Origin of the sequence: Streptomyces bikiniensis, assembly GCF_000716625.1 — a bacterium.
In the GTDB taxonomy this organism is placed as follows: Bacteria; Actinomycetota; Actinomycetes; order Streptomycetales; family Streptomycetaceae; genus Streptomyces; species Streptomyces bikiniensis.
The window spans coordinates 61,490-85,854 of record NZ_JNXJ01000022.1 but is presented as its reverse complement, the minus strand read 5'-3'; the positions used below and the strand labels follow the sequence as shown (position 1 = coordinate 85,854).

Sequence of the window (24,365 nt, the reverse complement as noted above, 5' to 3'; positions counted from 1 at the left end):
TCTTCGTACGTATCTGCCCCGCTGCCCCTCCAACCTAATTGATCAGGGGGGCGAGTGACGCGACGGCGAGCGCGAACAGCGCCGCGCTGACGAGGAGGGGGGCGTGCGGCCCCCAGCCGGCGGCCGCGGCGCCGCCGAGGAGGGCGCCCAGGGGGGCGCCGGCGACGGCGAGGGTGCGGAAGGCGGCGGCGACGCGGCCGAGCATGCCGTCGGGGGATCTCTCCTGCGTGAGGGTGGTCAGCTGCACGTTCCACACCATCCCCATGAGGCCGAAGACCGCCAGGGCCCCGATCGACGCCGCGAGCAGGGGCACCGTCCCCGCCAGGACCAGGCAGCCGGTCTGGACGGTCCCGGCGAGGAGGACCGCGCGCACGCGTCCGGTCCGCTCGGCGATCCGCCGGGCGAGGAACCCGCCGGCGACGCCGCCGGCCGCGTAGGCGGTGAGCGCGGCCGCGTATCCGCCGTTCCCCGCGCGCAGGCCGTCGGTGACGTGGACGACGAGGGTGGCGAGGAGGACGCCCATGCCGATGTTGCAGAGGGTCGTGGCGGCGCAGAGCCACCGCAGGGTCCGGTCGGCGCGCAGGGCGGCGATCCCCTCGGCGGTCTCGGCGCGGAGGGTGGATCCGGCGGGGCGGGGCGGCCGCTCGGGTGCTCCGGTCCGCAGCGAGGCGACGAGGAGCGCGGCCAGGACGTAGGTGGCGGCGTTGGCCCCGTACGGCACGGCGGGTCCGGCGAGGAGCAGGGCGGGCACCAGGGGTGCGGCGAGGAGGCCGCCCGCGAACTGCTGACCGGTCATCAGGCGCGCGTTGGCCGAGGCCAGGGCACCGGTGGGGACGACGGCGGGGAGCAGGGCGGTGGCGGCGTTGTCGAAGAGGGTCTGCAGGGTGGTGAGGGCGAAGGCGAGGACGAGCAGCAGGGCGATCCCGGCGTGTCCGAGCGCGACGGCGACGGCGAAGGCGCCCATGAGGGCGGCGCGGACGAGGTCGACGGCCCTCATGGCCCGCCGCTGGTCGACGCGGTCGGCGACGGCTCCGCCGAGGAGTCCGAAAAGCAGCCAGGGCAGGAAGCCGCAGGCGGTGACGGAGGCGATGAGCAGGGGGTCGTCGGTGAGCGAGGCGGCGAGCAGGGGCAGTGCGGCGGTGCGCAGGGAGTCGCCGAAGCGGGAGACCACGGCGGCCGCCCACAGACGTCCGAAGCCGCCCCGCCAGGCGGGCGAGGTCCCGCCGCCCACTGCCACCGTCGTCGCCATGCCGCCCCCTCGGTCCGGTTCTTCCCCGTCCGACCGACGGTAGGGGGTGCCACTGACAAAGGCGCCGGGGCGGTGGACGGGACGGCGAACGGGCCCGGCCCGCGAATCGAGTTCGCGGGCCGGGCCCGTCCGTCACACCGTCACGCCGTGCTCAGATCTCGCCGCGCAGCTTGGCGAGGGCTTCGGCGAGGATCGCCTCGCCGTCCGCGTCGCTGCGCCGCTCGCGCACGTAGGCGAGATGGGTCTTGTACGGCTCCGTGCGCGGCGGGTCCGGCGGGTTGTCGCGGTCCTGGCCGGCCGGGAAGCCGCAGCGCGGGCAGTCCCAGGTGTCGGGGACCTGTGCGTCGCTGGCGAAGCTCGGCTGTGTCTCGTGCCCGTTCGAGCACCAGAAGGAGATGCGGAGGCGCGGCGCCGACTCGCCCCGCTCGGCCTCGCCCATCGGCCCCGCTCCGACCCGGCTTCCCCGGATCGCGTTGCCACTTGCCACGGTCGTAACTCCCTGCGTGATGGTGCTCGAAGATGCCCCAGTCTACGTAAGGCCCAACGCGCGTCCAGTGATTGGAGTTACCCGTCCAACTTCATCAGCAGACCGAGCACCACAATGCAGGCGAACCAGAGCAGACCGACCACGACGGTGATGCGGTCCAGGTTGCGCTCGGCGACCGAGGAGCCGCCGACGGAGGACTGCATGCCGCCACCGAACATGTCGGAGAGGCCGCCACCCTTCCCCTTGTGCATCAGCACGAGCAGCATCAGCAGCGCGCTGAAGACGATCAGGGCGATCGAGAACCCCATAACCACGGCTGGACCAACTTCCTCGGACTTATACGGACGGGGGCCGGGCGCCTGCCCGACCCCCGCAAGGGTACGACGTAACTCCGCTACCGCATACTCACTGGTCGCGGAAGCGGACGATCTTGACGAACTCGTCGGCGTCCAGCGCGGCGCCGCCCACCAGGGCTCCGTCGACGTCCGGCTGCGCCATGATCGCGGCGACGTTCCCGGACTTGACCGAGCCGCCGTACTGGATGCGGACCTTGTCGGCCAGCTCCCGGGAGTACAGCTCGGCGAGGCGGCCGCGGATCGCCCCGCAGACCTCCTGGGCGTCCTCGGGGGTGGCGACCTCGCCGGTGCCGATGGCCCACACCGGCTCGTACGCGATCACGATCGTCTCGGCCTGCTCGGCCGGGACGTCCTTGAGGCCGCCGTCGAGCTGGGCGAGGGTGTGCTCGACCTGCCGTCCGGCCTTGCGGACGTCCAGGCCCTCGCCGACGCAGAGGATCGGGGTGATGCCGTGCTTGAAGGCGGCCTTCACCTTGGCGTTGCAGACCTCGTCGTCCTCGGCGTGGTACTGGCGGCGCTCGGAGTGGCCGACGGCCACGAAGGCGGCCTTCAGCTTGGAGAGCATGAGGCCGGAGATCTCGCCGGTGTAGGCGCCGGAGTCGTGCGCCGAGATGTCCTGGGCGCCGTACTTGATCTTCAGCTTGTCGCCGTCGACCAGGGTCTGGACGGACCGCAGGTCGGTGAAGGGGACCAGGACGGCGACCTCGACCGCGTCGTAGTCCTTGTCGGTGAGGGCGAAGGCGAGCTTCTGGACGTGGGCGATGGCCTCCAGGTGGTTGAGGTTCATCTTCCAGTTGCCCGCCATCAGCGGGGTGCGGGTGCTCATAAGGGGGTCAGTCCTCCAGTGCGGCGAGGCCGGGAAGCGTCTTGCCCTCGAGGTATTCGAGGGAGGCGCCGCCGCCGGTCGAGATGTGTCCGAACGCGTTCTCGTCGAAGCCCAGGGTGCGGACCGCGGCGGCGGAGTCGCCGCCGCCGACCACGGTGAAGGCCGGGGAGTCGACGAGCGCCTGGGCGACGGCCTTGGTGCCCTCGGCGTAGTCGGGGTGCTCGAAGACGCCCATCGGGCCGTTCCAGAAGACGGTGGCCGCGTCGGCGAGCTTCGAGGCGTAGAGCTTGCGGGTCTCGGGGCCGATGTCGAGGCCCTCCTCGTCCGCCGGGATGGCGTCCGCGGCGACCGTGGTGGGGTTCGCCGGAGCCTTGGTCTTCAGGTCCGGGAACTCGCGCGAGACCAGGACGTCGACGGGGAGGACGAACTCCACGCCGCGCTCCTTCGCGCGGGCCAGATACTCCTGGACCGCCGGGACCTGGTCCTCCTGGAGCAGGGAGATGCCGACCTCGTGGCCCTGGGCCTTGAGGAAGGTGTACGCCATGCCGCCGCCGATGAGGATGCGGTCGGCCTTCTCCAGGAGGTGGTCGATCACGCCGAGCTTGTCGGAGACCTTGGCGCCGCCGAGGGCGACCACGTACGGCCGCTGCACGTCCTCGGTCAGCTTCTTCAGGACGCCGACCTCGGTGGCGATGAGGTGGCCCGCGGCGTGCGGGATGCGCGCCGGGAGGTCGTAGACCGAGGCGTGCTTGCGGTGCACGGCACCGAAGCCGTCGCCGACGTAGAGGTCGGCGAGGGCGGCGAGACGGTCCGCGAAGGCGCCGCGCTCGGCGTCGTCCTTGGAGGTCTCACCGGGGTTGAAGCGCAGGTTCTCCAGGACGGCCACCTGGCCGTCCCCCAGGCCCGCGACGGTCTCGGTGGCGGAGTCGCCGACCGTGTCGGTCGCGAACGCCACGTCGGCGCCGAGCAGTTCACCGAGGCGCGCGGCGGCCGGGGCGAGCGAGAACGCCGGGTCCGGGGCGCCCTTGGGGCGGCCCAGGTGCGAGGCGACCACGACGCGGGCGCCGGCGTCGGCGAGCGCCTTGACCGTGGGGACGACGGCGCGGATGCGTCCGTCGTCGGTGATGGTGGTGCCGTCGAGCGGCACGTTGAGGTCGGCGCGGACGAACACCCGCTTGCCTTCGACGCCCTCGTGGAGAAGCTCGTCGATCGTCTTCATCTGTTAACTGACTCCTTGGTACGCGGTGGAGCACACGAACAGGGCTCGCGCAGCGCGGCGTTGCGCTGCCCGAGCCCTGCTCACCATCGAAGGTCCGCCCTGAAGCTTAGAGCTGACCGCCGACGAAGGCGGTGAGGTCGACGAGACGGTTGGAGTAGCCCCACTCGTTGTCGTACCAGCCGAGGATCTTGACCGACTTGCCGTCCTGGACCATCGTCAGGGAGGCGTCGAAGGTGCAGGACGCCGGGTCGCCCACGATGTCGGAGGAGACGATCGGGTCCTCGGTGTAGAAGAGCACGCCCTTGAGGTCGCCGTCCTCGGCGGCCTTCTTGAACGCGGCGTTGACCTCGTCCTTGGTGACCTCGCGGTCCAGGGTGACGACCAGGTCCGTGGCGGAGCCGGTCGGGACCGGGACGCGCATGGCGATGCCGTCGAGCTTGCCCTTGAGCTGCGGGAGGACCAGGGCGGTGGCCTTGGCGGCACCGGTCGTGGTCGGGATGATGTTCTCCGCGGCGGCGCGGGCGCGGCGCAGGTCCTTGTGCGGGAAGTCCAGGATGCGCTGGTCGTTGGTGTACGCGTGGACCGTGGTCATCAGGCCCTTGACGATGCCGAAGTTCTCGTTGAGGACCTTGGCCATCGGCGCCACGCAGTTGGTGGTGCAGGAGGCGTTCGAGATGACGTGGTGGTTCGCCGGGTCGTACTTGTCCTGGTTGACGCCCATCACGATGGTGATGTCCTCGTCGCTGGCCGGAGCCGAGATGAGGACCTTCTTGGCGCCGCCGGCGAGGTGCTTCTCGGCGTCGGCCTTCTTGGTGAAGATGCCCGTCGACTCGATGACGATGTCGACGCCCAGCTCGCCCCAGGGGAGGTCGGCCGGGTTGCGCTCGGACAGCACCTTGATGGTGTGGCCGTCGACGGTGATGGTGTCCTCGGTGTGGGTCACCTCGGCCTTGAGGCGGCCCAGGATGGTGTCGTACTTCAGCAGGTGGGCCGTGGTCGCGGTGTCACCCAGGTCGTTGACAGCCACGATCTCGATGTCGGCACCCTGCTCAAGGAGCGCGCGGAAGTAGTTCCGGCCGATGCGGCCAAAGCCGTTGATGCCTACGCGGATCGTCACGAACCGATCTCCTCGTTAGGTACGCCGGTGTTGTTCGACGCCGGCGAGATTTTTGTTTTTGGGATGTCCCCGACCGCTTACGACCCTACCTCCCCGGGGCCGCCGGAGTGACATCGGCCGCATCCGCACGAGCTCGGAAAGTGAGGGAAAACGGTCGGCGGCCCGTACCTACCAGCGGGTAAGGGCCGCCTTGAACCGTTTGTCCCGACTACTCTCCGTTAAACGGTCGAGGTGCCCCCCTCAGCGGTGGAGGGCCTTGAGGGCGCGGCCGAGGAGCCGTGCCCGTTCCGCCGTGCCGGGCACGTGCTCCAGGCCGAAGCCGAGGAGGACGGTGTCCCGGGTGGTGACCGCCGCCTGCGAGTGGAAGAGGGCGGCGGAGCGCGTCCAGTCGGAGCCGTTGCCGGGGCTGCCGGCCGGGGCGCCGGGCGTGGACCAGGCGCCGAGGGAGGTCTCGAAGCCCTCGGCCTCGGTGGTGGTCCCGGTGACGAGCCGGACGTCGTCGACGAACGCGCCCGTCTCGCCCGTACCGGGGTCGGAGACGTACGAGAGGGAGACCTCGACCTTCCCGCCCGCCCAGGCGCTCAGGTCGACGGAGGCCTGGCGCCAGCCGTTGGAGGGGCCGGTGAAGGCGTTCCAGGAGCCGGTGGCGCCGGTGGGCGCGCAGCCGTCCTCGCCGACGGTGAGGTAGTGGGCGAGGAAGGGGTGGCCGCGGACGTAGTAGCCCTCGCCGCAGTCGGCCGGGGGCTCGGTGGAGGTGCCGCCGTTGGTGTCGGGCAGGGTGGTCCAGTCGTCCCGGCCGACGGTGTGGGCCTCGACGACGAGGTTGTCGTAGCCGGGCTCGGTGTCGTGGCTGACCTGGAAGTCCAGGCGGGGCTTCGCGGACGCCGGGACGCCGGTGAGGTCGATGGTCCTGCTGAGCCGGGCCCAGGTGCCGTCGGCGTGCTTCACCGCCGCGAAGGCGGTGCCCTCGGCGGGCTCGAAGGGGGTGCGGACGCCCGGGTAGTCGCCGGCGGAGGCGCTGCTCGCGAACTGCGGGAAGTCCTTCGGCTTCAGGATGTCGGAGGTGACGGTGTACGCGCCGGCGTCGTCCAGCGGGTTGCCCGGGGCCGCGCCGAGACCGGCCCGTACGCCTCCGAAGGCGCCCGCGCCGGCGAAGGCGGACGGGTCCTTCAGGCCGGCGCGGTGGTGGGCGCCGAGGTAGTACTGGGCGAAGTCGTTGGTCTCGGCCGCGCCGACCCGGGTGAGCCCGCCGGCCTTCTCCCCGGCGTTGACCAGCTTGCCGCCCTCGTTGAGGTAGGAGCGGACGGCGAGCTCGGCGCCCCCGGAGGGGCGCTGGGCGCCGGTGTACCAGACGACGGCGTCGAAGTGGGAGAGGACGCCGAGGGCGTCCGGGGCGCCCTGGACGGCGACGTCCCAGACGGCGGCCCTCCGGCCGTTGTCCGCGAGCGCCTTCACGTAGGCGGCGGTGTGGCGTCCGGCGGTGGTGCCGCCCTCGTCGGCGAGGACGAGGACGTCGCCGCGGGCCCGTTCGGCCACCTCGTAGGTGAAGGGGGCGGAGGCGGTGGCGCGGCCCTCGCGGGTGCGGGCGGTGAACCGGACCTCGACGGAGTCGCCGGGCCGGGCGCCCCCGACCTCGGCGCGGTACTCGTCGAAGTAGAGGTTGTCCTCGCCGCCGTAGGTCTCGCCGCCCTTCCAGGCACGGAGTTCCTCGCGGTGGACGCGGCCGCCGTTGATCCGGTATTCGAGCGTCTTGCCGCGCAGCGACTTGCGGGCGGTGACGGCGACCTCCTGCTCCCCGCCGCGGGCGTAGGAGGTGGCGAAGGCCTTCGGGGTGAAGTCGGGGGCCTCGACGCCGACCGGGGAGACGGGCCGGTCCGGGCGGGCGGAGGACTCGGCGACGGCGAGCGCGAAGGGCACGTTCTTGGCGAACTCCGCCCGGATCAGCTTCTCGTCGTCGGGGAAGGTGAAGACGGAGGCGCAGTCGGCCGGGTTCCAGGCGTCGTTCGGGTCGACCCGGGAGGCGGTGGCGCAGGTGGACATCTCCGGGGTGAACATCTGCATGCCGTTGACGTTGGCGGCGTGACCGTCGGCCTCGCCGTTGGTGGTGTACAGCTCGGAGGAGACCTGCGGCCGGTAGCCGGGCACGGCGGAGTTCTCCGGGGTGCCGGCGAGGGCCCTGAGGGCCACGTCGTCGGGGGTGTCGGTGGCGACCTGCCAGCCGACGCCGTACAGCAGGAGCTGGGCGGCGGAGTGGTAGTTGATGCCGTACGCGAAGCCGATGCGCTTCTGGAAGGCGTCGACGGCCCTGGTCTCGGGCTCCGACATGGGGCCCTTGCCGCGGAAGGTCTCGTCGGCCGGGTCGGGGGACGAGCCCTCGTTGTCGTGGCCCCACTTGTAGGCGAAGTTGCGGTTGAGGTCGACGCCGTCACCGGGGCCGGTCCGCCCGTCGCCGTCGTTGTCGCGGAGGTTCTTGCGCCACTGGCGGTTGGCGGGGTCGGCGTGGGTGTGGTCGTAGCCGTCCGGGTTGGCGGAGAGCACGAACCACAGCTCGGTGGTGTCGACGATCCGGGTGATCCGCTCGTCCTTGCCGTAGCCGTCGAGGTAGTGGTGCATCAGCCGCCGGGTCATCTCGGGGGTGATCCACTCGCGCGCGTGCTGGTTGGACATGTAGAGCGTGGCGGGCTTCGACCCGTCCCCGGCGCGCCGGGCGCCCTTGCTGACCTTGAGGGCGAGGATGTCCTGCCCCTTGAGGGTCTTGCCGATCGAGACGACCTTGGTGAGTCCGGGGTGGGTCCGGGCGGTGTCCAGGATCTCCTGCTTGAGACCGCCGGGGCCGCCGTACGGGCGGAAGACGCCGTCGCCGGCGGCGGCGACCCGCTTCTCGGCCCGGTCCGACAGGGCGTGCTCGGCGAGCTCGACGCCCCGGCCGCGCAGCTGTCCGGCCTGGTCGCCGGTGAGGAAGAGCTCGACCGTGGCGGTGCCCTTCGCGGGCACCCGCTCGGTCAGCTCGTGGGCGTCGGCCCCGGCTTCGAGGAGGAGCGGAACCTGCTCCTTGGTGACCTCGGCGTGCCATACGGAGAGGGCGTCGGCGTTCCGGTCGTCCGGCCGCGCTCCGGCGACGGGCGCCGCCGCGGCTCCGGCGATCAGCAGTGAAGCCGCGGCGAGGATCGATCCCGCTCTGCGTCTCATGGGCTCCCCTTGGTGTCGGGTGTCGTCCGTCTCGAAGGTGAACAGGTCTCGCGGGTGGGACGGGTCTCACGGAAGAACAGACGACAGACTCATCGGCGCCCGGAGGGGCGTCAAGGGTGCCTCCCGGCGCGTCGCGCACGCCGGGAAAGGAAACTGCCGGTGCGTCAGAAACGCACCGGCAGTGAAGGGTTGACCGGAAATCGATCAGGATCCGCCCGGGCTCAGCCGACCAGGCTGTCGTCCAGCTCCTCGGTGAGGTTGGACTCGGTCCCGGGGATGCCCAGGTCCTGCGCCCGCTTGTCGGCCATGGCGAGCAGCCGGCGGATCCGGCCGGCCACCGCGTCCTTGGTCAGCGGCGGGTCGGCGAGCGCGCCCAGCTCCTCCAGGGAGGCCTGCTTGTGCTCCATGCGGAGCCGGCCGGCGGCGGCGAGGTGCTCGGGCACCTCCTCGCCCAGGATCTCCAGGGCGCGCTGCACCCGGGCCCCGGCGGCGACCGCGGCGCGGGCCGAGCGGCGCAGGTTGGCGTCGTCGAAGTTGGCCAGACGGTTGGCGGTGGCGCGGACCTCGCGCCGCATCCGCCGCTCCTCCCAGGCGAGCACCGACTCGTGCGCGCCGAGCCGGGTGAGCAGGGCGCCGATCGCGTCGCCGTCGCGGACGACGACCCGGTCCACGCCCCGTACCTCGCGGGCCTTCGCCGCGATGGAGAGCCGGCGGGCGGCGCCGACCAGGGCGAGGGCGGCCTCCGGGCCCGGGCAGGTGACCTCCAGGGAGGAGGACCGGCCGGGCTCGGTCAGCGAGCCGTGCGCGAGGAAGGCCCCGCGCCAGGCGGCCTCCGCGTCGCAGGTCGCGCCGGAGACCACCTGCGGGGGGAGGCCCCGGATGGGGCGGCCCCGGCCGTCCACCAGACCCGTCTGGCGGGCGAGCTGGTCGCCCCCGGCCACCACCCGCACCACGAAGCGCGAGCCGCGCCGCAGTCCGCCGGGGGCCATCACGATCAGTTCGGAGCTGTGCCCGAAGATCTCCAGGATGTCCCGCTTGAGGCGGCGGGCCGCCATCGCGGTGTCGAGCTCCGCCTCGATCACGATGCGTCCGCTCACCAGGTGCAGCCCGCCCGCGAACCGCAGGATCGACGAGACCTCTGCCTTCCTGCAGCAGGTCCGGGTGACGGGGAGCCGGGAGATCTCGTCCTTCACCGCTGCCGTCATCGCCATGGGCCGATCCTTCCATGCATCCGAAAAATACGGTCGTACGCGGCGGCCAGCAGCTCCGGGTCGTGCTTCGCGGAGCCGTCGGGCCGGGCGACCGGCGCCAGCTCGACCGCGGCGCCGAACCGCTTGGCGGCGTCGGCGAGGGAGTCGCGGTCGGGCACGGCGGCCTCGTCGGCCAGCACCACGTCCAGGGCGAGTTTAGGGGCGTGTCGCCCCAAAACCTCCAAATGACGCTGCGGGGAGAAGCCGTCGGTTTCTCCGGGCTGCGGCGCGAGGTTCAGGGAGAGCACCTTCCGGGCCTTGGTCTCGGCGAGGGCGTCGAGGAGTTCGGGGACCAGGAGGTGCGGGATCACCGAGGAGAACCAGGAGCCGGGCCCCAGGACGACCCAGTCGGCGTCCAGGACGGCGGCGACGGCCTCGGGGACGGCCGGCGGGTCGTTCGGCACGAGGTGCACGGACTGCACCTCGCCGGGGGTGAGCGCCACGGTCGCCTGGCCGGCCACGGTGTCCACGTCGTCCGGCCGCTCCGGGTCGTGGCCCTTGACCAGGGCCTGGAGCTCCAGGGGCACGGCGGACATGGGCAGCACCCGGCCCTGGGCGCCGAGCAGCAGGCCCACCAGGTCGAGGGCCTGCACGGGGTCGCCGAGCTGCTCCCAGAGGGCGACGATCAGCAGGTTGCCGACGGCGTGCCCGTTGATCTCGCCCTTGGACTGGAAGCGGTGCTGGATGACCCGGGCCCAGGTCTGGCCCCAGTCGTCGTCGCCGCAGAGCGCGGCGAGCGCCTTGCGCAGGTCCCCGGGAGGGAGTACGCCCAGCTCCTCGCGGAGCCGGCCGCTGGAGCCGCCGTCGTCGGCGACGGTGACGACGGCGGTGAGGTCGCCGGTGATCCGGCGGAGGGCGGCGAGGGAGGCCGAGAGGCCCATGCCCCCGCCCAGCGCGACGACCTTCGGCTGGGCGCCGCGTCTGCGGAGCGTGCGCCGCACCGTGAGGGTGGAGGCACGCCGGCGGTACGGCTTCACTCGCGCCCCATGTCCCGGTGCACGACGACGGTCTCGACCCCTTCGGCGGCGAGGCGGGCGGCGAGGCGCTCGGCGGTGGCCACCGAGCGGTGCTTGCCGCCCGTGCAGCCGACGGCGATCGTCACGTACCGCTTGCCCTCGCGGCGGTAGCCCGCGGCGATCAGCTGGAGCAGCTCGGTGTAGCGGTCCAGGAACTCCTTGGCGCCGGGCTGGTTGTAGACGTAGTTCGACACCTCCTCGTTGAGGCCGGTGAAGGGGCGCAGCTCGGGGACCCAGTGCGGGTTCGGCAGGAAGCGCATGTCCACGACGAGGTCGGCGTCGACGGGGAGGCCGTACTTGAAGCCGAAGGACATCACGGTGGCCCGCAGCTCGGGCTCCTCGTCGCCGGCGAACTGGGCGTCCATCTTGGCGCGCAGCTCGTGGACGTTGAGGCTGGAGGTGTCGATCACCAGGTCGGCGTCGCCGCGCAGCTCGCGCAGCAGGTCGCGCTCGGCGGCGATGCCGTCGGTGATGCGGCCGTCGCCCTGGAGCGGGTGGGGCCTGCGGACCGACTCGAAGCGCCGGACCAGGGCCTCGTCGGAGGACTCCAGGAAGACGATCCGGCGGGTGACCTGCTTGGCGTCGAGGTCGGCGAGGGACTCCCGCAGGTTGTCGAAGAACTGCCGGCCGCGGACGTCCACGACGACGGCGATCCGGGCGACGTTGCCCTGGGAGCGGGCGCCGAGCTCCACCATGGTGGGGATCAGCGCGGGCGGCAGGTTGTCCACGACGAACCAGCCGAGGTCCTCCAGACACTTCGCCGCGGTGGACCGGCCGGCCCCCGACATGCCGGAGATGATCACCAGCTCGGGGATGGCCGCCTCGGCGCCGTTGTCGCCGGGGGTCTCCTTGGTGCCCGTACTCACGTGTCCTGCTCCGTCTTCTCGGTGGTGCTCGTCGTGCCGTGCGCGCGCGGCCGTGCCGTGACGTCCGCGTCGTCCTCCATGATCTCCCCCGTCGCCGTGTCGACGGCGGGGGCGGGGGCCGGCGGGGCGGGAGCCGCGTCGTCCTCCATGATCTCCCCCGTCGCCGTGTTCACGGCGGGGGCGGCGGGGGTCGCCCGGGCCAGGGCCACGACGACCGCCTCCGCGGTCTTCCGGCCCATGCCGGGGACCTCGCAGATCTGCTCGATTGTCGCCTGCCGGAGCCGCTTCACCGAGCCGAAGTGCTTGATCAGGGCCTGTTTCCGGGTCTCCCCGAGGCCGGGGACGGCGTCGAGGGGCCCGGTCCTGAGGCGTTTCGTCCGCTTGGACCGCTGGTAGCGGATGGCGAAGTCGTGAGCCGTGTCACGCACCCGCTGGAGAAGGTACAGGCCCTCGCTGGAGCGGGGCAGCACCACCGGGTCGTCGTCGCCGGGCAGCCAGACCTCCTCCAGGCGCTTGGCGAGGCCGCAGACCGCGACGTCGTCGATGCCCAGCTCGTCCAGGGCGCGCTGCGCTGCGGCGACCTGGGGCTGTCCGCCGTCGACCACGACGAGCTGCGGCGGGTACGCGAACCGCTTGGGCCGCCCGTCGTCCTCGGGGTCCTCGGCCGGGACCTCGCCGTCCCCCCACTCCCCCGTCCGCTCCTTCTCGGCGAGGTAGCGCTTGAAGCGGCGGCCGATCACCTCGTGCATGGAGCGGACGTCGTCCTGACCTTCGAAGCCCTTGATCTGGAAGCGGCGGTACTCGCTCTTGCGGGGCAGTCCGTCCTCGAAGACGACCATGGAGGCGACGACGTCCTCGCCCTGGAGGTGCGAGATGTCGAAGCACTCGATCCGCAGCGGCGCCGAGTCCAGGTCCAGGGCCTCGGCGATCTCCTCCAGGGCCCGGGAGCGGGTGGTGAGGTCGCTGGCCCGCTTGGTCTTGTGGAGCACGAGGCCCTGCTGGGCGTTGCGCGCGACGGTCTCCATCAGGGCCTTCTTGTCGCCGCGCTGGGGCACGCGCAGCGAGACGAGGGAGCCGCGGCGGCCGGAGAGCCAGGAGGAGACGGCGTCGGCGTCCTCGGGGAGCGCCGGGACCAGGACCTCCTTGGGGACCGCCTCGCCGCTCTCCTCGCCGTACAGCTGCTGGAGGGCGTGCTCGACGAGCCCGGCGGTGTCGACGGCCTCGACCTTGTCGGTGACCCAGCCGCGCTGGCCGCGGACGCGTCCGCCGCGCACGTGGAAGATCTGGACGGCGGCCTCCAGCTCGTCCTCGGCGAGGGCGATCAGGTCGGCGTCGGTGGCGTCGGCGAGGACGACCGCGCTCTTCTCCATGGCCCGGCGCAGGGCGGCGATGTCGTCGCGGAGCCGGGCGGCCCTCTCGTACTCCATGTCCTCGGCCGCGATCGTCATCTGCTTCTCCAGACGACGGATGTACGTGCCGGTGCGGCCGGCCATGAAGTCGCTGAACTCCTCGGCGAGTTCCCGGTGCTCCTCGGGGGTGACCCGGCCGACGCAGGGCGCCGAGCACTTGCCGATGTAGCCGAGGAGGCAGGGGCGGCCGGCCGAGGAGGCGTTCCGGAAGACACCGGCCGAGCAGGTGCGGACGGGGAAGACCCGCAGCATGAGGTCGACGGTCTCGCGGATCGCCCACGCGTGCGCGTACGGCCCGAAGTAGCGCACGCCCTTCTTCTTGTGGCCGCGCATGACCTGGACGCGGGGGAACTCCTCGTTCATGGTCACCGCGAGGTACGGGTAGCTCTTGTCGTCCCGGTACTTGACGTTGAACCGGGGGTCGAACTCCTTGATCCAGGAGTACTCCAGCTGGAGCGCCTCGACCTCGGTGGACACGACGGTCCACTCCACGGAGGCGGCCGTGGTCACCATGGTGGCCGTGCGCGGGTGCAGGCTCGTGAGCGGCTGGAAGTAGTTGGCCAGGCGCTGGCGCAGGGACTTCGCCTTGCCGACGTAGATCACCCGGCGGTGCTCGTCGCGGAACTTGTAGACCCCCGGGGAGTCGGGGATCTGACCCGGCTTGGGGCGGTAGCTGGAGGGGTCTGCCATGCTCCCCACCCTACTGGCGGGGACCGACACTCCGACCGGGCGCGCGACCGCGCCCGGGCCCCGTGCGGGCGGGGCGGAGACCCGCCCGCACGGGGGCGTCAGGGCCGGGGCGCGGGCCCGGGGGACCGGACCCGCGCCCCGGGTCAGGCCGCCGGGCCGCTCCCGGCCGCCCGGCGGCGGCGTATCGCGGTCCCGGCCGTCAGGGCGAGGACCAGGGCGGCGCCGACGCCGGCCACGGTGGCGGCGGACGCCCCGGAGGCGTCCGTACGGGGCCCGGAGGCGTCCGTACGGGATCCGGAGGCGTCCGTACGGGATCCGGGAGCGGCCAGGGGCGCGGGAGCCGCCTGCACCGGGGCCCCCTGCGGCCCGTACCCGCCCGCCGCGCCCTTCCTCGCATAGGCGGAGCCGGGGAGCTTGTCGCCGTACGCCCGGGCGACCCGCTCCCGGTACGCGGCGAGGCTCGTCCCGTTCTTCCCCACGGCCCGCACCGCGTCCTCGTCCAGCGGGAGCACCTTCGCGCCCTTCTGGACGTACCAGGCGTCGATCTGGGGCTCGCGGAAGACGAGGCCGCCGGGCAGCAGGCGCCCGCCCCGCTCCGCGTACCGGATCTCGTCGTCGCCGGTGGCGATGTTCACCACCTGCCAGCCGTCCGCCCCCTCGACCGTCCACAGGGAGGCCTTCCGCCCGTCCGGGGCGACGGCCCGGCTGGCGCGGAACTCGACGCGGGCGATCGGGGCCCCGGCCTTCCCGGCGACGAAGTCCGGGGAGAGGATCCGGACGGGGACGGAGGAGCCCTCGACGCGCGGGGCGCCCCCGGCGTCCGGGACGCCTGCCGTACGTGCGGCCCCTGCCCCGGCGCCGTCACTGGCGAAGAACCGGGACAGCGTGTCCAGGGTCCCCGGCGCGGAGGCGGCCCGCTCGGGGGTGGGGGCGGACGGCAGGCTCTCGGCCGCGGTGGCCGGGACGGTCCCGAGGGCGACGAGGGCGGCGGCCGTCAGGAGCCCGGCGGCGGCGGCACGCGCGTGCGTGGTCGCGGCGATCACGGTGGTCACGGTCGTCACGCCCCGATCCGGTAGAGCGAGTGGGTCCAGGAGAAGGAGTTGTTGTCGACGTACCAGGCGTGCGAGGCCCAGTTGTAGCGGTCGCTGGAGGGCCAGGGGTCGCCCCAGTAGACCCAGCTGCTCGCGTCGTCGTAGCCGTAGATCACGTGCATGTGCCCGCCGCCGCTGGACCACTGGATGCGGGTCTCGATCGGCCGGTCGGCGTTGATCTCGGTCTGCACGGTGGGGTAGCGCAGCCAGCCGGTGACGTACGAGCCGGGGCGGACGCCGGCCCAGCTCAGTCCGGTCTGGACGTTGCCGAGGGTGGCCTGGTTGTTGGGGCAGTCGTAGCCCTGCTGCCGGTTGAAGGCGGCGTTGCAGAACTGGTTCTGGCTGTAGCCGCGGCCGAACCAGGTGGCGATGGTGTTGCCGGCCGCCGCCCAGCACCAGTTGCTCTTCTGCTGGGCCTGCATGGTGATGTTCAGGCGCTTGGAGGCGAGGGCCGCCTGGGCGAGGGCCGAGGCGCCCTCACCGGCCGGCGCGGCGGACGCCGAGGTGGTGGGGACGAGGAAGAGGGCGGCCGCGGCGAGCGCCGCGAGGTTCAGCTTTCTTCTGCGCATCGCGTTCCTCCCGGGTGGGGTGGGGGTGTGGAGGAGCGCGTCCGGACGCTGGTCAGGAGCATCTGCCGTTGTCCGGTCGGGGTCAACACGCTTCAATGCGGGGTGACATCGGACTGTGAACGGTGTGACCCGGGTGTGAACGGACGCCCTCGCCCCACCTGCCCGCCCGTCCCCGGCGGTACGACGGTCCGCTCCCCCACCGTGAACGTTCACCGAGGAGTCCTCGTGAGCCACACCGAGGCCGATCTTGCGCAGCTCCTGCACACCGGTCCCTTCCATCTGGCGCTGCGCACCGCGCTCGCCGTGCGCGGGCTGCCGCTCCAGCGGGTCCAGCACCATCTGGCGCACCGGGGCGTCCGGGTCGGGGTGACGAGCCTGAGCTACTGGCAGCAGGGCGCCCGCCGCCCGCAGCGTCCGGAGTCCCTGAAGGCCGTCCGGGCCCTGGAGGAAGTGCTCCAGCTCCCCGGGAACTCGCTGCTGCGGCTGCTGTCGGAGGACACGGCCGCCCGGTCCGAGGCGGAGCGCCCGGCGGGCCGCTCGTACCGCTCGCTGGTGGAGGCGTCCGGCTCGGTCGAGGAGCTGCTCGCGGAGCTGGAGTGCCCGACGGACGGGGGGCTGCACACGGTGGGGCACCACGAGCGGGTGCGGATCGGGGCGGGGCGGGAGCTGGTGGGGCGCGAGTCCCAGCACGTGGTGCGGGCGCACCGGGACGGGGTGGACCGCTATCTGGCCATCCACCACGGGGACCCGGGCTGCGACCCGTCGCGGGTGGTGGTGCGGGCGGTGGAGAACTGCCGGACCGGGCGGGTGCGGTGGCACGCCGGGACGGGGGTGCTGGTCGCGGAGCTGCTCTTCGACGCGCGGCTGCGGGCCGGGGACACGTACCTCTTCTCGTACGGCTTCGAGGACGGTACCGCGGGGGCGAGCGGCGAGTACGTGCGCGGGTTCAGCTTCGCGGGCGGGCAGTACGTGCTCCAGGTGCGCTTCGACGAGGCGGCGCTTCCGGTGCGGTGCCGGAGGTTCGCGCAGGCCTCGGCGGGGGCGCCGCGCGGCGGCCGTGCGGAGCTGACCCTGAGCGGCCGGCACCGCACGGTGCACGTGGTGGAGCAGGGGGTGCGTCCGGGGATCCTGGGGATCGACTGGGACTGGTCCTGAACCGTCCGTCCCGTCGGTCAGGCCTTGGGGGTCTCGGCGGCCTCGGGGCCGGCGACGAGCCTGCCGCCCTCGACGCGGATCGGGACCTCGGGGAGCGGGACGGTGGCCGGGCCCCGGAGCGCCTTGCCGGTCGTGGTGTCGAAGCGGCTGCCGTGGCAGGGGCAGTTGCCCTCGTTCGCCTCGACCTTGTCGAGGACGCAGCCCGCGTGGGTGCACTGGGCGCTGAAGGCCTTGTACTGGCCTTCGGCGGGACAGCTCACCACGAGGCGCTGCTCGCGGTAGAGCTTGGAGCCGCCGACCGGGACCTCGTCCGGGGCGCCGAGGGGGACCGGGGCGGTCGGGGTCGGGACCTCGGCGTGGCCGAGCTTGGACTCGGTGGAGCAGGCGGCGACCCCCAGCCCGGCGGCACCGGCGAGGGCGGCGCCTTTCAGTACGGTGCGACGGCTGGACTGGCCGGACATGAGCGCTCCACGGTGAGATCGGCGAGGACGACGGATCGGGGACAAGACACCCCAGCGGTGACCGAACCGACGATACCGGCGGGCCCCGCGCACGGGTCGCGGGGGCCGTGGGTACGAGCGGGGCCTCCGGGGCGGCGGCCCGCCCGTACCGGAGGAGCCCGACCTGGTACGGCTGGTGCCGGGCGAGCGGCCGGCGACGGCCCGCCCGTACCGGAGGAGCCCCGTACGCGTGGAGCGCGGGTACGACGACGCCCCCGGCACGGAGCCCCGCCGGGTGGGGCGGGGGTCCGTGCGCGGGGGCGCACCGGTCCGGCGGGGGCCCGGCGGGGCCCTGCCGGGTGACCCGGGTGGCGGTTCGGGTCAGGCCTTGCGGGCCCGGGTCGCCGTCTTCTTGGCCGCGGTCGCCCTGGTCGCGGCCGCCGTCTTCGCGGTGGCCGTCTTCTTGGCCGGGGCGGCCTTCGTGGTGGCGGCCTTCTTCGCCACCGCCGTCTTCCTCGCCGCCGTCTTCTTCGTGCCGCGCGCCGCCGGGATCACCGCGTCGCTGATCCGGTCGGCGCCGAGGATCTCGCGGAGGAACTTGCCGGTGTGGCTCGCCGGGACCGAGGCGACCTCCTCCGGTGTGCCCTCGGCGACCACCACGCCGCCGCCGCTGCCGCCCTCCGGGCCCATGTCGATGACCCAGTCCGCCGTCTTGATGACGTCGAGGTTGTGCTCGATGACGATCACCGAGTTGCCCTTGTCGACCAGACCGGAGAGGACCTTGATCAGCTTCGAGATGTCCTCGAAGTGCAGACCGGTGGTCGGCTCGTCCAGGACGTACACCGTGCGGCCCGTCGAGCGCTTCTGGAGCTCGGAGGCGAGCTTCACGCGCTGCGCCTCGCCGCCGGAGAGCGTCGGCGCCGGCTGCCCGAGGCGGACGTAGCCGAGGCCGACCTCGGTGAGGGTGCGCAGGTGGCGGGCGATGGTCGGGACGGCCTCGAAGAAGTCGAGGGCCTCCTCGATCGGCATGTTCAGGACTTCGGCGATGGACTTGCCCTTGTAGTGGACCTCCAGGGTCTCCCGGTTGTACCGGTCGCCGTGGCAGACCTCGCACGGGACGTACACGTCCGGGAGGAAGTTCATCTCGATCTTGATCGTGCCGTCGCCGGAGCAGTTCTCGCAGCGGCCGCCCTTGACGTTGAAGGAGAAGCGGCCGGGCAGGTAGCCCCGGACCTTGGCCTCCATCGTCTCGGCGAAGAGCTTGCGGACGTGGTCGAAGACGCCGGTGTAGGTCGCCGGGTTCGACCGGGGGGTGCGGCCGATCGGGGACTGGTCGACGTGCACGACCTTGTCGACGAGCTCGTCGCCGTCCACGCGCGTGTGCCGCCCGGGCACCGACTTGGCGCCGTTCAGCTCGCGCGCCAGGTGGGTGTAGAGGATGTCGTTGACCAGGGTCGACTTGCCGGAGCCCGAGACGCCGGTGACGGCGGTGAGGACGCCGAGCGGGAAGGAGACGTCGATGTCCCGCAGGTTGTTCTCGCGGGCCCCGTGCACGGTGAGCCGGCGCCCGGGGTCCACGGGCCGGCGGACGTCCGGGGTGGTGATCGACCTGCGGCCGGACAGGTACTGCCCGGTCATCGACTCCTCGTTGGCGAGGAGTTCCTTCAGGGAGCCGGAGTGGACGACCTTGCCGCCGTGCTCGCCTGCGCCGGGGCCGATGTCCACGACCCAGTCGGCGACCTTGATGGTGTCCTCGTCGTGCTCGACCACGATGAGCGTGTTGCCCATGTCGCGGAGCCGCACCAGGGTCTCGATCAGCCGGTGGTTGTCGCGCTGGTGGAGGCCGATGGAGGGCTCGTCGAGCACGTAGAGCACGCCGACCAGGCCGGAGCCGATCTGGGTGGCGAGCCGGATGCGCTGGGCCTCGCCGCCGGAGAGCGTCCCGGCGGCCCGGTTGAGCGAGAGGTAGTCGAGGCCGACGTCCACGAGGAAGCGCAGCCGCTCGTTGACCTCCTTGAGGACCCGCTCGGCGATCTTCTTGTCCCGGGCGTTGAGCGTGAGCCGGGAGAGGAACTCGGCGCAGTCGCTGATGGACATCGCGGAGACCTCGGCGATGGACTTGTCCATGACCGTGACCGCGAGGACGATCGGCTTGAGCCGGGTGCCCTCGCAGGTGGGGCAGGGCACCTCGCGCATGTAGCCCTCGAAGCGCTCGCGGCTGGAGTCGCTCTCGGCCTCGGTGTGGCGCCGCTTGACGAAGGAGACGGCTCCTTCGAAGGCCGGGGTGGTGTACGCCCGCTCCCGCCCGTACCGGTTGCGGTAGCGGACCTCGACCTGGGTCTTGTGGCCGTGCATCAGCGCCTTCTTGGCGCGCTGCGGCAGCCCCGCGTACGGGATGTCCGTGCGGAAGCCGAGGGCCTGGGAGAGGCCGCCGATGAGCCGGCCGAAGTACTCCTTGGTGTGGCCGTGCGACCAGGGGTGGATGGCGCCCTCGTCGAGGGACTTGTCCTCGTCGGGGACGATCAGCTCCGGGTCGACCTCCATGCGGGTGCCGATGCCGGTGCAGTCGGGGCAGGCGCCGAAGGGCGAGTTGAAGGAGAAGGAGCGCGGCTCCAGCTCCTCGAAGGAGAGGTCGTCGTACGGGCAGTAGAGGTGCTCCGAGTACATCTTCTCGCGCTCGGGGTCGTCCTCGGGGAGGTCGACGAAGTCGAGCACGACCATGCCGCCGGAGAGACCGAGCGCGGTCTCGACGGAGTCGGTGAGCCGGCGCTTGGCGCTGTCCTTGACGGTGAGGCGGTCCACGACCACCTCGATGGTGTGCTTCTCCTGCTTCTTGAGCGTCGGCGGCTCGCTGAGCTGGACGGTCGCGCCGTCGACCCGGGCGCGGCTGTAGCCCTTGGTCTGGAGGTCGGCGAAGAGGTCGACGAACTCGCCCTTGCGCTCGCGCACGAGCGGGGAGAGCACCTGGAAGCGGCTGCCCTCGGGGAGCTCCAGGACCCTGTCGACGATGGCCTGCGGCGACTGGCGCGAGATGGGGCGGTGGCACGCGGGACAGTGCGGCTTGCCGATGCGCGCGAAGAGCAGGCGGAGGTAGTCGTAGACCTCCGTGATGGTGCCGACCGTCGAGCGCGGGTTGCGCGAGGTCGACTTCTGGTCGATGGAGACGGCGGGCGACAGACCTTCGATGAAGTCGACGTCCGGCTTGTCCATCTGGCCGAGGAACTGCCGGGCGTACGAGGAGAGCGACTCGACGTACCGGCGCTGCCCCTCGGCGAAGATCGTGTCGAACGCGAGGGAGGACTTGCCCGACCCCGAGAGCCCGGTGAAGACGATGAGGGAGTCACGCGGGAGATCGAGGGAGACGTTCTTGAGGTTGTGCTCGCGAGCGCCACGGACGATGAGACGGTCGGCCACGCCGGTCCGCACCTTTCTTGAGAGAGCGGATGTGCCTACACACCAACAACCGGGGACGCCGGATGCTTCCATCGAGCGTATAGCACGCACATTCGATTTCCGGTCTTCCGGAGACCTCTTCACCCGAACGAGTGGTCCGGCCCGGTCGGCGCTAAGGTCGGCGCCATGATCGACCACGAGCGTGACCTTGTTTCCGTACGGGAGGCGACCGATCGGCTCCTGGACGCCGCCGCCTCCTGGGACAACGCCGCGACGGCCGAGCCGTCACGGCTTCCGGGCTGGACCCGCGGCCATGTCCTCGCCCATCTCGCCCGCAACGCCGACGCCCTGGTGAACGTCCTCGAAGGACGCCCCATGTACCCGGACGCCGCGACCCGCGAGGCCGACATCGAGCGCGACGCGTACCGCCCGCTCGACGTGCAGCTCGCCGACGTGCGCGAGAGCGCGGAGCGGCTGCGGGCGGTGTGCGAGAAGCCCGCCGACTGGAGCCGGACGGTCGAGCTGCGCAACGGCGTCACCGACAGCGCCTCCCGGGTCCCCTTCCGCCGCTGGGTGGAGGTGGAGCTGCACCACGTCGACCTCGGCGCCGGCTACGACCTGGAGGACCTGCCGGAGGAGTTCGTCCTGCGGGAGACCGAGTTCCTGGCCGACCGCTGGTCGGGGCGGCCGGAGGTCCCCCCGGTGACGCTCGGCCTCGGACAGGACGGGTCCGGCCCCACCTGGCGGACCGGCGGCACCGAGGGGACTCCCGTCGTCCTCGCGGGCACCGGCCCCGAACTCCTCGGCTGGCTGTCCGGCCGCGGCGACAAGGGCGCCCGCCTCGTCATCCTCTCCGGCGACGGCCTCCCGGAGCTGCCCCCGCTATAGGCTGAGCGCATGACGTACAGCGGAGTGGTGAAGGTCGGCGGCCCTGCGGACGTGCACGAGCTGGCGGACCTGATGATCTCGAAGGTCGCGGTCGGTCCGATGGAGAACAACGCGTACCTGCTGCGCTGCCGGGCCACCGGCGAGCAGCTGCTGATCGACGCGGCGAACGACGCCGGGACACTGCTCACGCTGATCGGTGACGACGGCGTCGGCGCCGTCGTCACCACCCACCGGCACGGCGACCACTGGCAGGCCCTGGCCGAGGTGGTCGCCGCGACCGGCGCGCGCACCTACGCGGGCGCGTACGACGCGGAGGGCATCCCGGTCGCGACCGACGTGCCCGTCGAGGACGGCGACACGATCCGGGTGGGCCGGGTCGAGCTGACCGCCCGCCGGCTCGTCGGCCACACCCCGGGCTCGATCGCCCTCGTCTACGACGACCCGCACGGCCACCCCCACGTCTTCACCGGCGACTGCCTCTTCCCCGGGGGTCCTGGCCGGACAACGAACCCGGAGGAGTTCGGCTCCCTCATGGGCGATCTGGAGACCAAGGTGTTCGGCGCCCTCCCGGACGAGACCTGGGTCTACCCCGGCCACGGCAACGACACCACCCTCGGTGCGGAGCGCCCCCACCTGGCGGAATGGCGCGCGCGAGGCTGGTAGTCGCGGGGCCCGTTGCGCAGCCGACGGCACACCCGCACCGAGGTGAAGCCGAAAGCCCTCGGCTGTCTCTATGAATTCCGGACGTTTCTCCCATTGATGGCCTGAACGCCGATTCAGGACTGTTCAGGTGACAAACCGGTCATCCACGGAACTCCCAGTGACTTCGCCATCACGCTCCGCCTAGATTCAGCCGTGGCCCGGGCCAAAGGCCCATTCACCGCATTTGGGGGGACTCGCATGCCCGACATCGACCTCGGAGTGGCGACGGACTGGGACGAGGGGGACACCCACGGCCGAGTGAAGCTGCGGCAGAACCAGGTCTACCCGAACTCGCCCAAGAAGGACGTGCTCATCAGTTCTCCCGTGAGCATCGAGCTCTCGGTGAACTCGAACCACTCCACCTCCCAGGAGGCGGACAAGATCTACTTCACGACCCATCACGGCTCGACGAAGAAGATCATCGCGGTGCTCGACTCCGACGGCAACCTGCACATCGCCGGCCGCCTGATCACCGAGCAGAAGGACCTCCGCTACTAGCGGCTGTCCGCTCTGCGCCAGGCGACGGGGCCGCGCTCCAAGCAAGCTGGCATCCGTCCGCCACCCGCACGGCAAAGGTCCCGCTCGACCCGACACGGTCGCGCGGGCCCCTCTCGTGTCCGCGACTCGACCGGGGTCCACGGATCCGTCCGGACAGAAGTGGCGGAGCCGGCCGGCCCCCGCCCCCAGGCGACGGCTGAGGGCTGACAGCCGACGGCTGACGGCTGGTGGCTGACGGCTGACGGCTGACGGCTGACGGCTGACGGGGAAGCGCCCCTCCCCCGGCGGCGTGGGCAACACCCACCAGGACCCGGCGGCCTTCGCGAGCCTCCTTCACGACGTGGAGACCAAGCTCTTCGAGGTCCTTCCGGACGAGTCCCGGGTCTATCCGGGCCACGGCAAGGGCATCACGCTCGGTGACGAGCGTCCCCGCCTCGGGGAGTGGCGCGAGCGCGGCTGGTGACCCGAGGGCGGACGGAGGGCGCGCGCCCCATCAGCGGCGCGCTCCCGCACGCCCCCGTAGCCGGGGTGATCGGCGGGTAGATCGCGGGACATGCACCGCCGTCACTCTCCGTCGCCCCCCACCGGCCCTTCGATGGGCCGGATCGCCGCCGCCTCGCTGGTCGGCACCGCCATCGAGTTCTTCGACTTCTACGTCTACGGGACCGCCGCCGCCCTCGTCCTGGGGCCGCTCTTCTTCCCGAGCTTCTCCCCGCTCGCCGGGACCCTGGCCGCCTTCGGCACCTTCGCCGCCGGGTTCGTGGCCCGGCCGCTCGGCTCGGTCCTCTTCGGCCACGTCGGCGACCGGTACGGCCGGCGCCCGGTCCTCTTCGCCTCCCTGCTCCTGACCGGCTGCGCCACGGTCGCGGTCGGCTGCCTCCCCACGTACGCGACGCTCGGCATCGCCGCCCCCGTGCTGCTGCTCCTGCTCCGCTTCCTCCAGGGGCTCGGCCTGGGCGGCGAGTGGGGCGGTGCGGTGCTGCTCACCGCCGAGCACGCTCCGAAGGGCCGGCGCGCGCTGTGGGCGAGCTTCCCGCAGATCGGCCCGGCGGTCGGCTTCCTCCTGGCGAACGGGGTGATGCTGGGGCTCACGGCCGGGCTGAGCGACGCGGAGTTCCGCTCCTGGGGCTGGCGGGTGCCGTTCTGGGCGGCGGGGCTGCTCGCGGCGGGCGGACTGCTGCTGCGCTCCTCGCTCGCGGAGACCCCGCAGTTCGAGGAGCTGTCCGCGTCCGGGCGGCGCGCGGGCGCCCCGCTGGCCGAGGTGGTCCGGGACCACTGGCGGCTGGTGCTGCTGACGGCGGGCGCCCTCGCGGTCGGGTACGCGGTCTTCTACGCGGTCTCCACCTGGGCCCTGGCCTACGGCACCGGGCGGCTGGGTCTGAGCGGTCCGGTGATGCTGGGCTGCGTCATGGCGGCGGTGGCGGTGATGGGCGCGGTCACCCCGCTCGCGGCGCTCCTCGCCGACCGCTGGGGCCGCCGGACGCTCTGCCTGGCCGGGTGCACGGGCTGTGCGCTCTGGATGTTCCCCATGGTGGCGCTGCTGCACACCGCGCGGCCGCCGCTGATGTTCCTCGGCTTCCTGGGCGCGCTGCTGGCCTTCATCACGATGTTCGCGGTGGTCTCCGCGTACCTGCCGGAGCTGTACGAGCCCCGGGTCCGCTGCACGGGCGCGGCCGTCGGCTACAACCTCGCGGGCGTCCTCGGCGGCGCCCTGACTCCCCTCGCGGCCACCGCGCTCTCCGAGGGCGCTCCGGGTCCGCCGTGGGGCGTGGCGGCGTATCTGACGCTGGTGGCCCTGGTCAGCCTGGGCTGCTTCGCGCTCCTTCCGGAGACCCTGCCGGCGCGCGCTCCGGCGAAGGAGCCCGCGCCCGCCTGAGACCGACCGGGACCGGGGCGCGGAAACGGCGAAGGCCGGCCGGGGAGGGGGTTCCCGGGCCGGCCGTCGCCGTGTGCGT

The 24,365-nt window shown here is 72.4% G+C and carries 20 protein-coding genes and 1 pseudogene; 6 read left to right on the top strand and 15 right to left on the bottom strand.

Annotated elements, in window-relative coordinates:
- Positions 1 to 34: 34 nt before the first annotated feature.
- The 13 genes from OO47_RS18775 to OO47_RS18715 all read right to left on the bottom strand — a co-directional run bounded on the left by OO47_RS18775 (position 35) and on the right by OO47_RS18715 (position 15,334).
- The gene (locus OO47_RS18775; RefSeq protein ID WP_030205169.1) at positions 35 to 1,249 is read right to left on the bottom strand and encodes an MFS transporter; all 1,215 of its coding nucleotides are present in this window, start codon (positions 1,247 to 1,249) and stop codon (positions 35 to 37) included.
- 151 nt (positions 1,250 to 1,400) lie between these two features.
- Entirely contained in the window at positions 1,401 to 1,736 is a 336-nt protein-coding gene (locus tag OO47_RS18770; RefSeq protein ID WP_003957010.1) for an RNA polymerase-binding protein RbpA, read from the bottom strand.
- A gap of 77 nt (positions 1,737 to 1,813) precedes the next feature.
- Positions 1,814 to 2,044, bottom strand: coding sequence for a preprotein translocase subunit SecG (secG, locus tag OO47_RS18765; protein WP_030205174.1), 231 nt, complete (start codon positions 2,042 to 2,044; stop codon positions 1,814 to 1,816).
- Positions 2,045 to 2,141: 97 nt separating this feature from the next.
- Positions 2,142 to 2,918, bottom strand: coding sequence for a triose-phosphate isomerase (tpiA, locus tag OO47_RS18760; RefSeq protein ID WP_030205177.1), 777 nt, complete (start codon positions 2,916 to 2,918; stop codon positions 2,142 to 2,144).
- 7 nt (positions 2,919 to 2,925) lie between these two features.
- Positions 2,926 to 4,137, bottom strand: a complete 1,212-nt coding sequence (locus OO47_RS18755) for a phosphoglycerate kinase (RefSeq protein ID WP_030205180.1) — start codon at positions 4,135 to 4,137, stop codon at positions 2,926 to 2,928.
- 106 nt (positions 4,138 to 4,243) lie between these two features.
- Positions 4,244 to 5,254 (bottom strand): type I glyceraldehyde-3-phosphate dehydrogenase, encoded by a 1,011-nt coding sequence (gene gap, locus OO47_RS18750; RefSeq protein WP_030205182.1) that lies wholly within the window; start codon positions 5,252 to 5,254, stop codon positions 4,244 to 4,246.
- Between the two features lie 240 nt (positions 5,255 to 5,494).
- Positions 5,495 to 8,443 (bottom strand): M14 family metallopeptidase, encoded by a 2,949-nt coding sequence (locus OO47_RS18745; RefSeq protein WP_030205185.1) that lies wholly within the window; start codon positions 8,441 to 8,443, stop codon positions 5,495 to 5,497.
- Between the two features lie 221 nt (positions 8,444 to 8,664).
- Positions 8,665 to 9,654 (bottom strand): DNA-binding protein WhiA, encoded by a 990-nt coding sequence (gene whiA / locus OO47_RS18740; protein WP_030205188.1) that lies wholly within the window; start codon positions 9,652 to 9,654, stop codon positions 8,665 to 8,667.
- On the bottom strand, positions 9,645 to 10,670 hold the full coding sequence (locus OO47_RS18735) for a gluconeogenesis factor YvcK family protein (RefSeq protein WP_030205190.1): 1,026 nt from the start codon (positions 10,668 to 10,670) through the stop codon (positions 9,645 to 9,647). The genes whiA and OO47_RS18735 overlap by 10 nt, the downstream gene beginning before the upstream one ends.
- Positions 10,667 to 11,575: an RNase adapter RapZ gene (gene rapZ, locus OO47_RS18730; RefSeq protein WP_030205192.1), complete on the bottom strand. Its 909-nt coding sequence runs from the start codon at positions 11,573 to 11,575 to the stop codon at positions 10,667 to 10,669. Before rapZ ends, OO47_RS18735 begins: the two co-directional genes overlap by 4 nt.
- Positions 11,572 to 13,674 (bottom strand): excinuclease ABC subunit UvrC, encoded by a 2,103-nt coding sequence (gene uvrC, locus OO47_RS18725; RefSeq protein ID WP_167345312.1) that lies wholly within the window; start codon positions 13,672 to 13,674, stop codon positions 11,572 to 11,574. Before uvrC ends, rapZ begins: the two co-directional genes overlap by 4 nt.
- A 143-nt stretch (positions 13,675 to 13,817) precedes the next feature.
- Positions 13,818 to 14,735: a hypothetical protein gene (locus OO47_RS18720; protein ID WP_407696321.1), complete on the bottom strand. Its 918-nt coding sequence runs from the start codon at positions 14,733 to 14,735 to the stop codon at positions 13,818 to 13,820.
- Complete coding sequence (locus tag OO47_RS18715; RefSeq protein WP_030205199.1) at positions 14,732 to 15,334, bottom strand: papain-like cysteine protease family protein; 603 nt, start codon at positions 15,332 to 15,334, stop codon at positions 14,732 to 14,734. The genes OO47_RS18720 and OO47_RS18715 overlap by 4 nt, the downstream gene beginning before the upstream one ends.
- Before the next feature lie 225 nt (positions 15,335 to 15,559).
- Here OO47_RS18715 and OO47_RS18710 point away from each other — a divergent pair, with 225 nt between their 5' ends.
- The gene (locus tag OO47_RS18710; RefSeq protein ID WP_030205200.1) at positions 15,560 to 16,489 is read left to right on the top strand and encodes a hypothetical protein; all 930 of its coding nucleotides are present in this window, start codon (positions 15,560 to 15,562) and stop codon (positions 16,487 to 16,489) included.
- A gap of 17 nt (positions 16,490 to 16,506) precedes the next feature.
- Here the strand turns inward: OO47_RS18710 and OO47_RS18705 are convergent, their stop codons facing one another.
- Both OO47_RS18705 and uvrA read right to left on the bottom strand, forming a co-directional pair.
- Positions 16,507 to 16,950, bottom strand: a complete 444-nt coding sequence (locus tag OO47_RS18705; protein WP_030205202.1) for a Rieske (2Fe-2S) protein — start codon at positions 16,948 to 16,950, stop codon at positions 16,507 to 16,509.
- A gap of 360 nt (positions 16,951 to 17,310) precedes the next feature.
- Complete coding sequence (gene uvrA, locus OO47_RS18700) at positions 17,311 to 20,343, bottom strand: excinuclease ABC subunit UvrA (RefSeq protein WP_030205205.1); 3,033 nt, start codon at positions 20,341 to 20,343, stop codon at positions 17,311 to 17,313.
- 165 nt (positions 20,344 to 20,508) lie between these two features.
- Between uvrA and OO47_RS18695 the strand changes: the two genes are divergently transcribed.
- From OO47_RS18695 to OO47_RS18675, 5 genes and pseudogenes are all read left to right on the top strand, one after another.
- Positions 20,509 to 21,210 (top strand): maleylpyruvate isomerase family mycothiol-dependent enzyme, encoded by a 702-nt coding sequence (locus OO47_RS18695; protein ID WP_030205216.1) that lies wholly within the window; start codon positions 20,509 to 20,511, stop codon positions 21,208 to 21,210.
- Positions 21,211 to 21,219: 9 nt separating this feature from the next.
- On the top strand, positions 21,220 to 21,873 hold the full coding sequence (locus OO47_RS18690) for an MBL fold metallo-hydrolase (RefSeq protein ID WP_030205218.1): 654 nt from the start codon (positions 21,220 to 21,222) through the stop codon (positions 21,871 to 21,873).
- A gap of 237 nt (positions 21,874 to 22,110) precedes the next feature.
- Positions 22,111 to 22,410 carry a DUF6342 family protein gene (locus tag OO47_RS18685; RefSeq protein WP_030205221.1) on the top strand — a complete coding sequence of 100 codons (300 nt, stop codon included), beginning with the start codon at positions 22,111 to 22,113 and terminating at the stop codon, positions 22,408 to 22,410.
- Positions 22,411 to 22,672: 262 nt separating this feature from the next.
- Positions 22,673 to 22,873, top strand: a pseudogene (locus OO47_RS35180) (MBL fold metallo-hydrolase); the annotation flags it as partial.
- Positions 22,874 to 23,005: 132 nt separating this feature from the next.
- A complete protein-coding gene (locus OO47_RS18675) occupies positions 23,006 to 24,286 on the top strand; it encodes an MFS transporter (protein ID WP_030205224.1) in 1,281 nt (426 codons plus the stop codon).
- Positions 24,287 to 24,365: the final 79 nt, after the last annotated feature.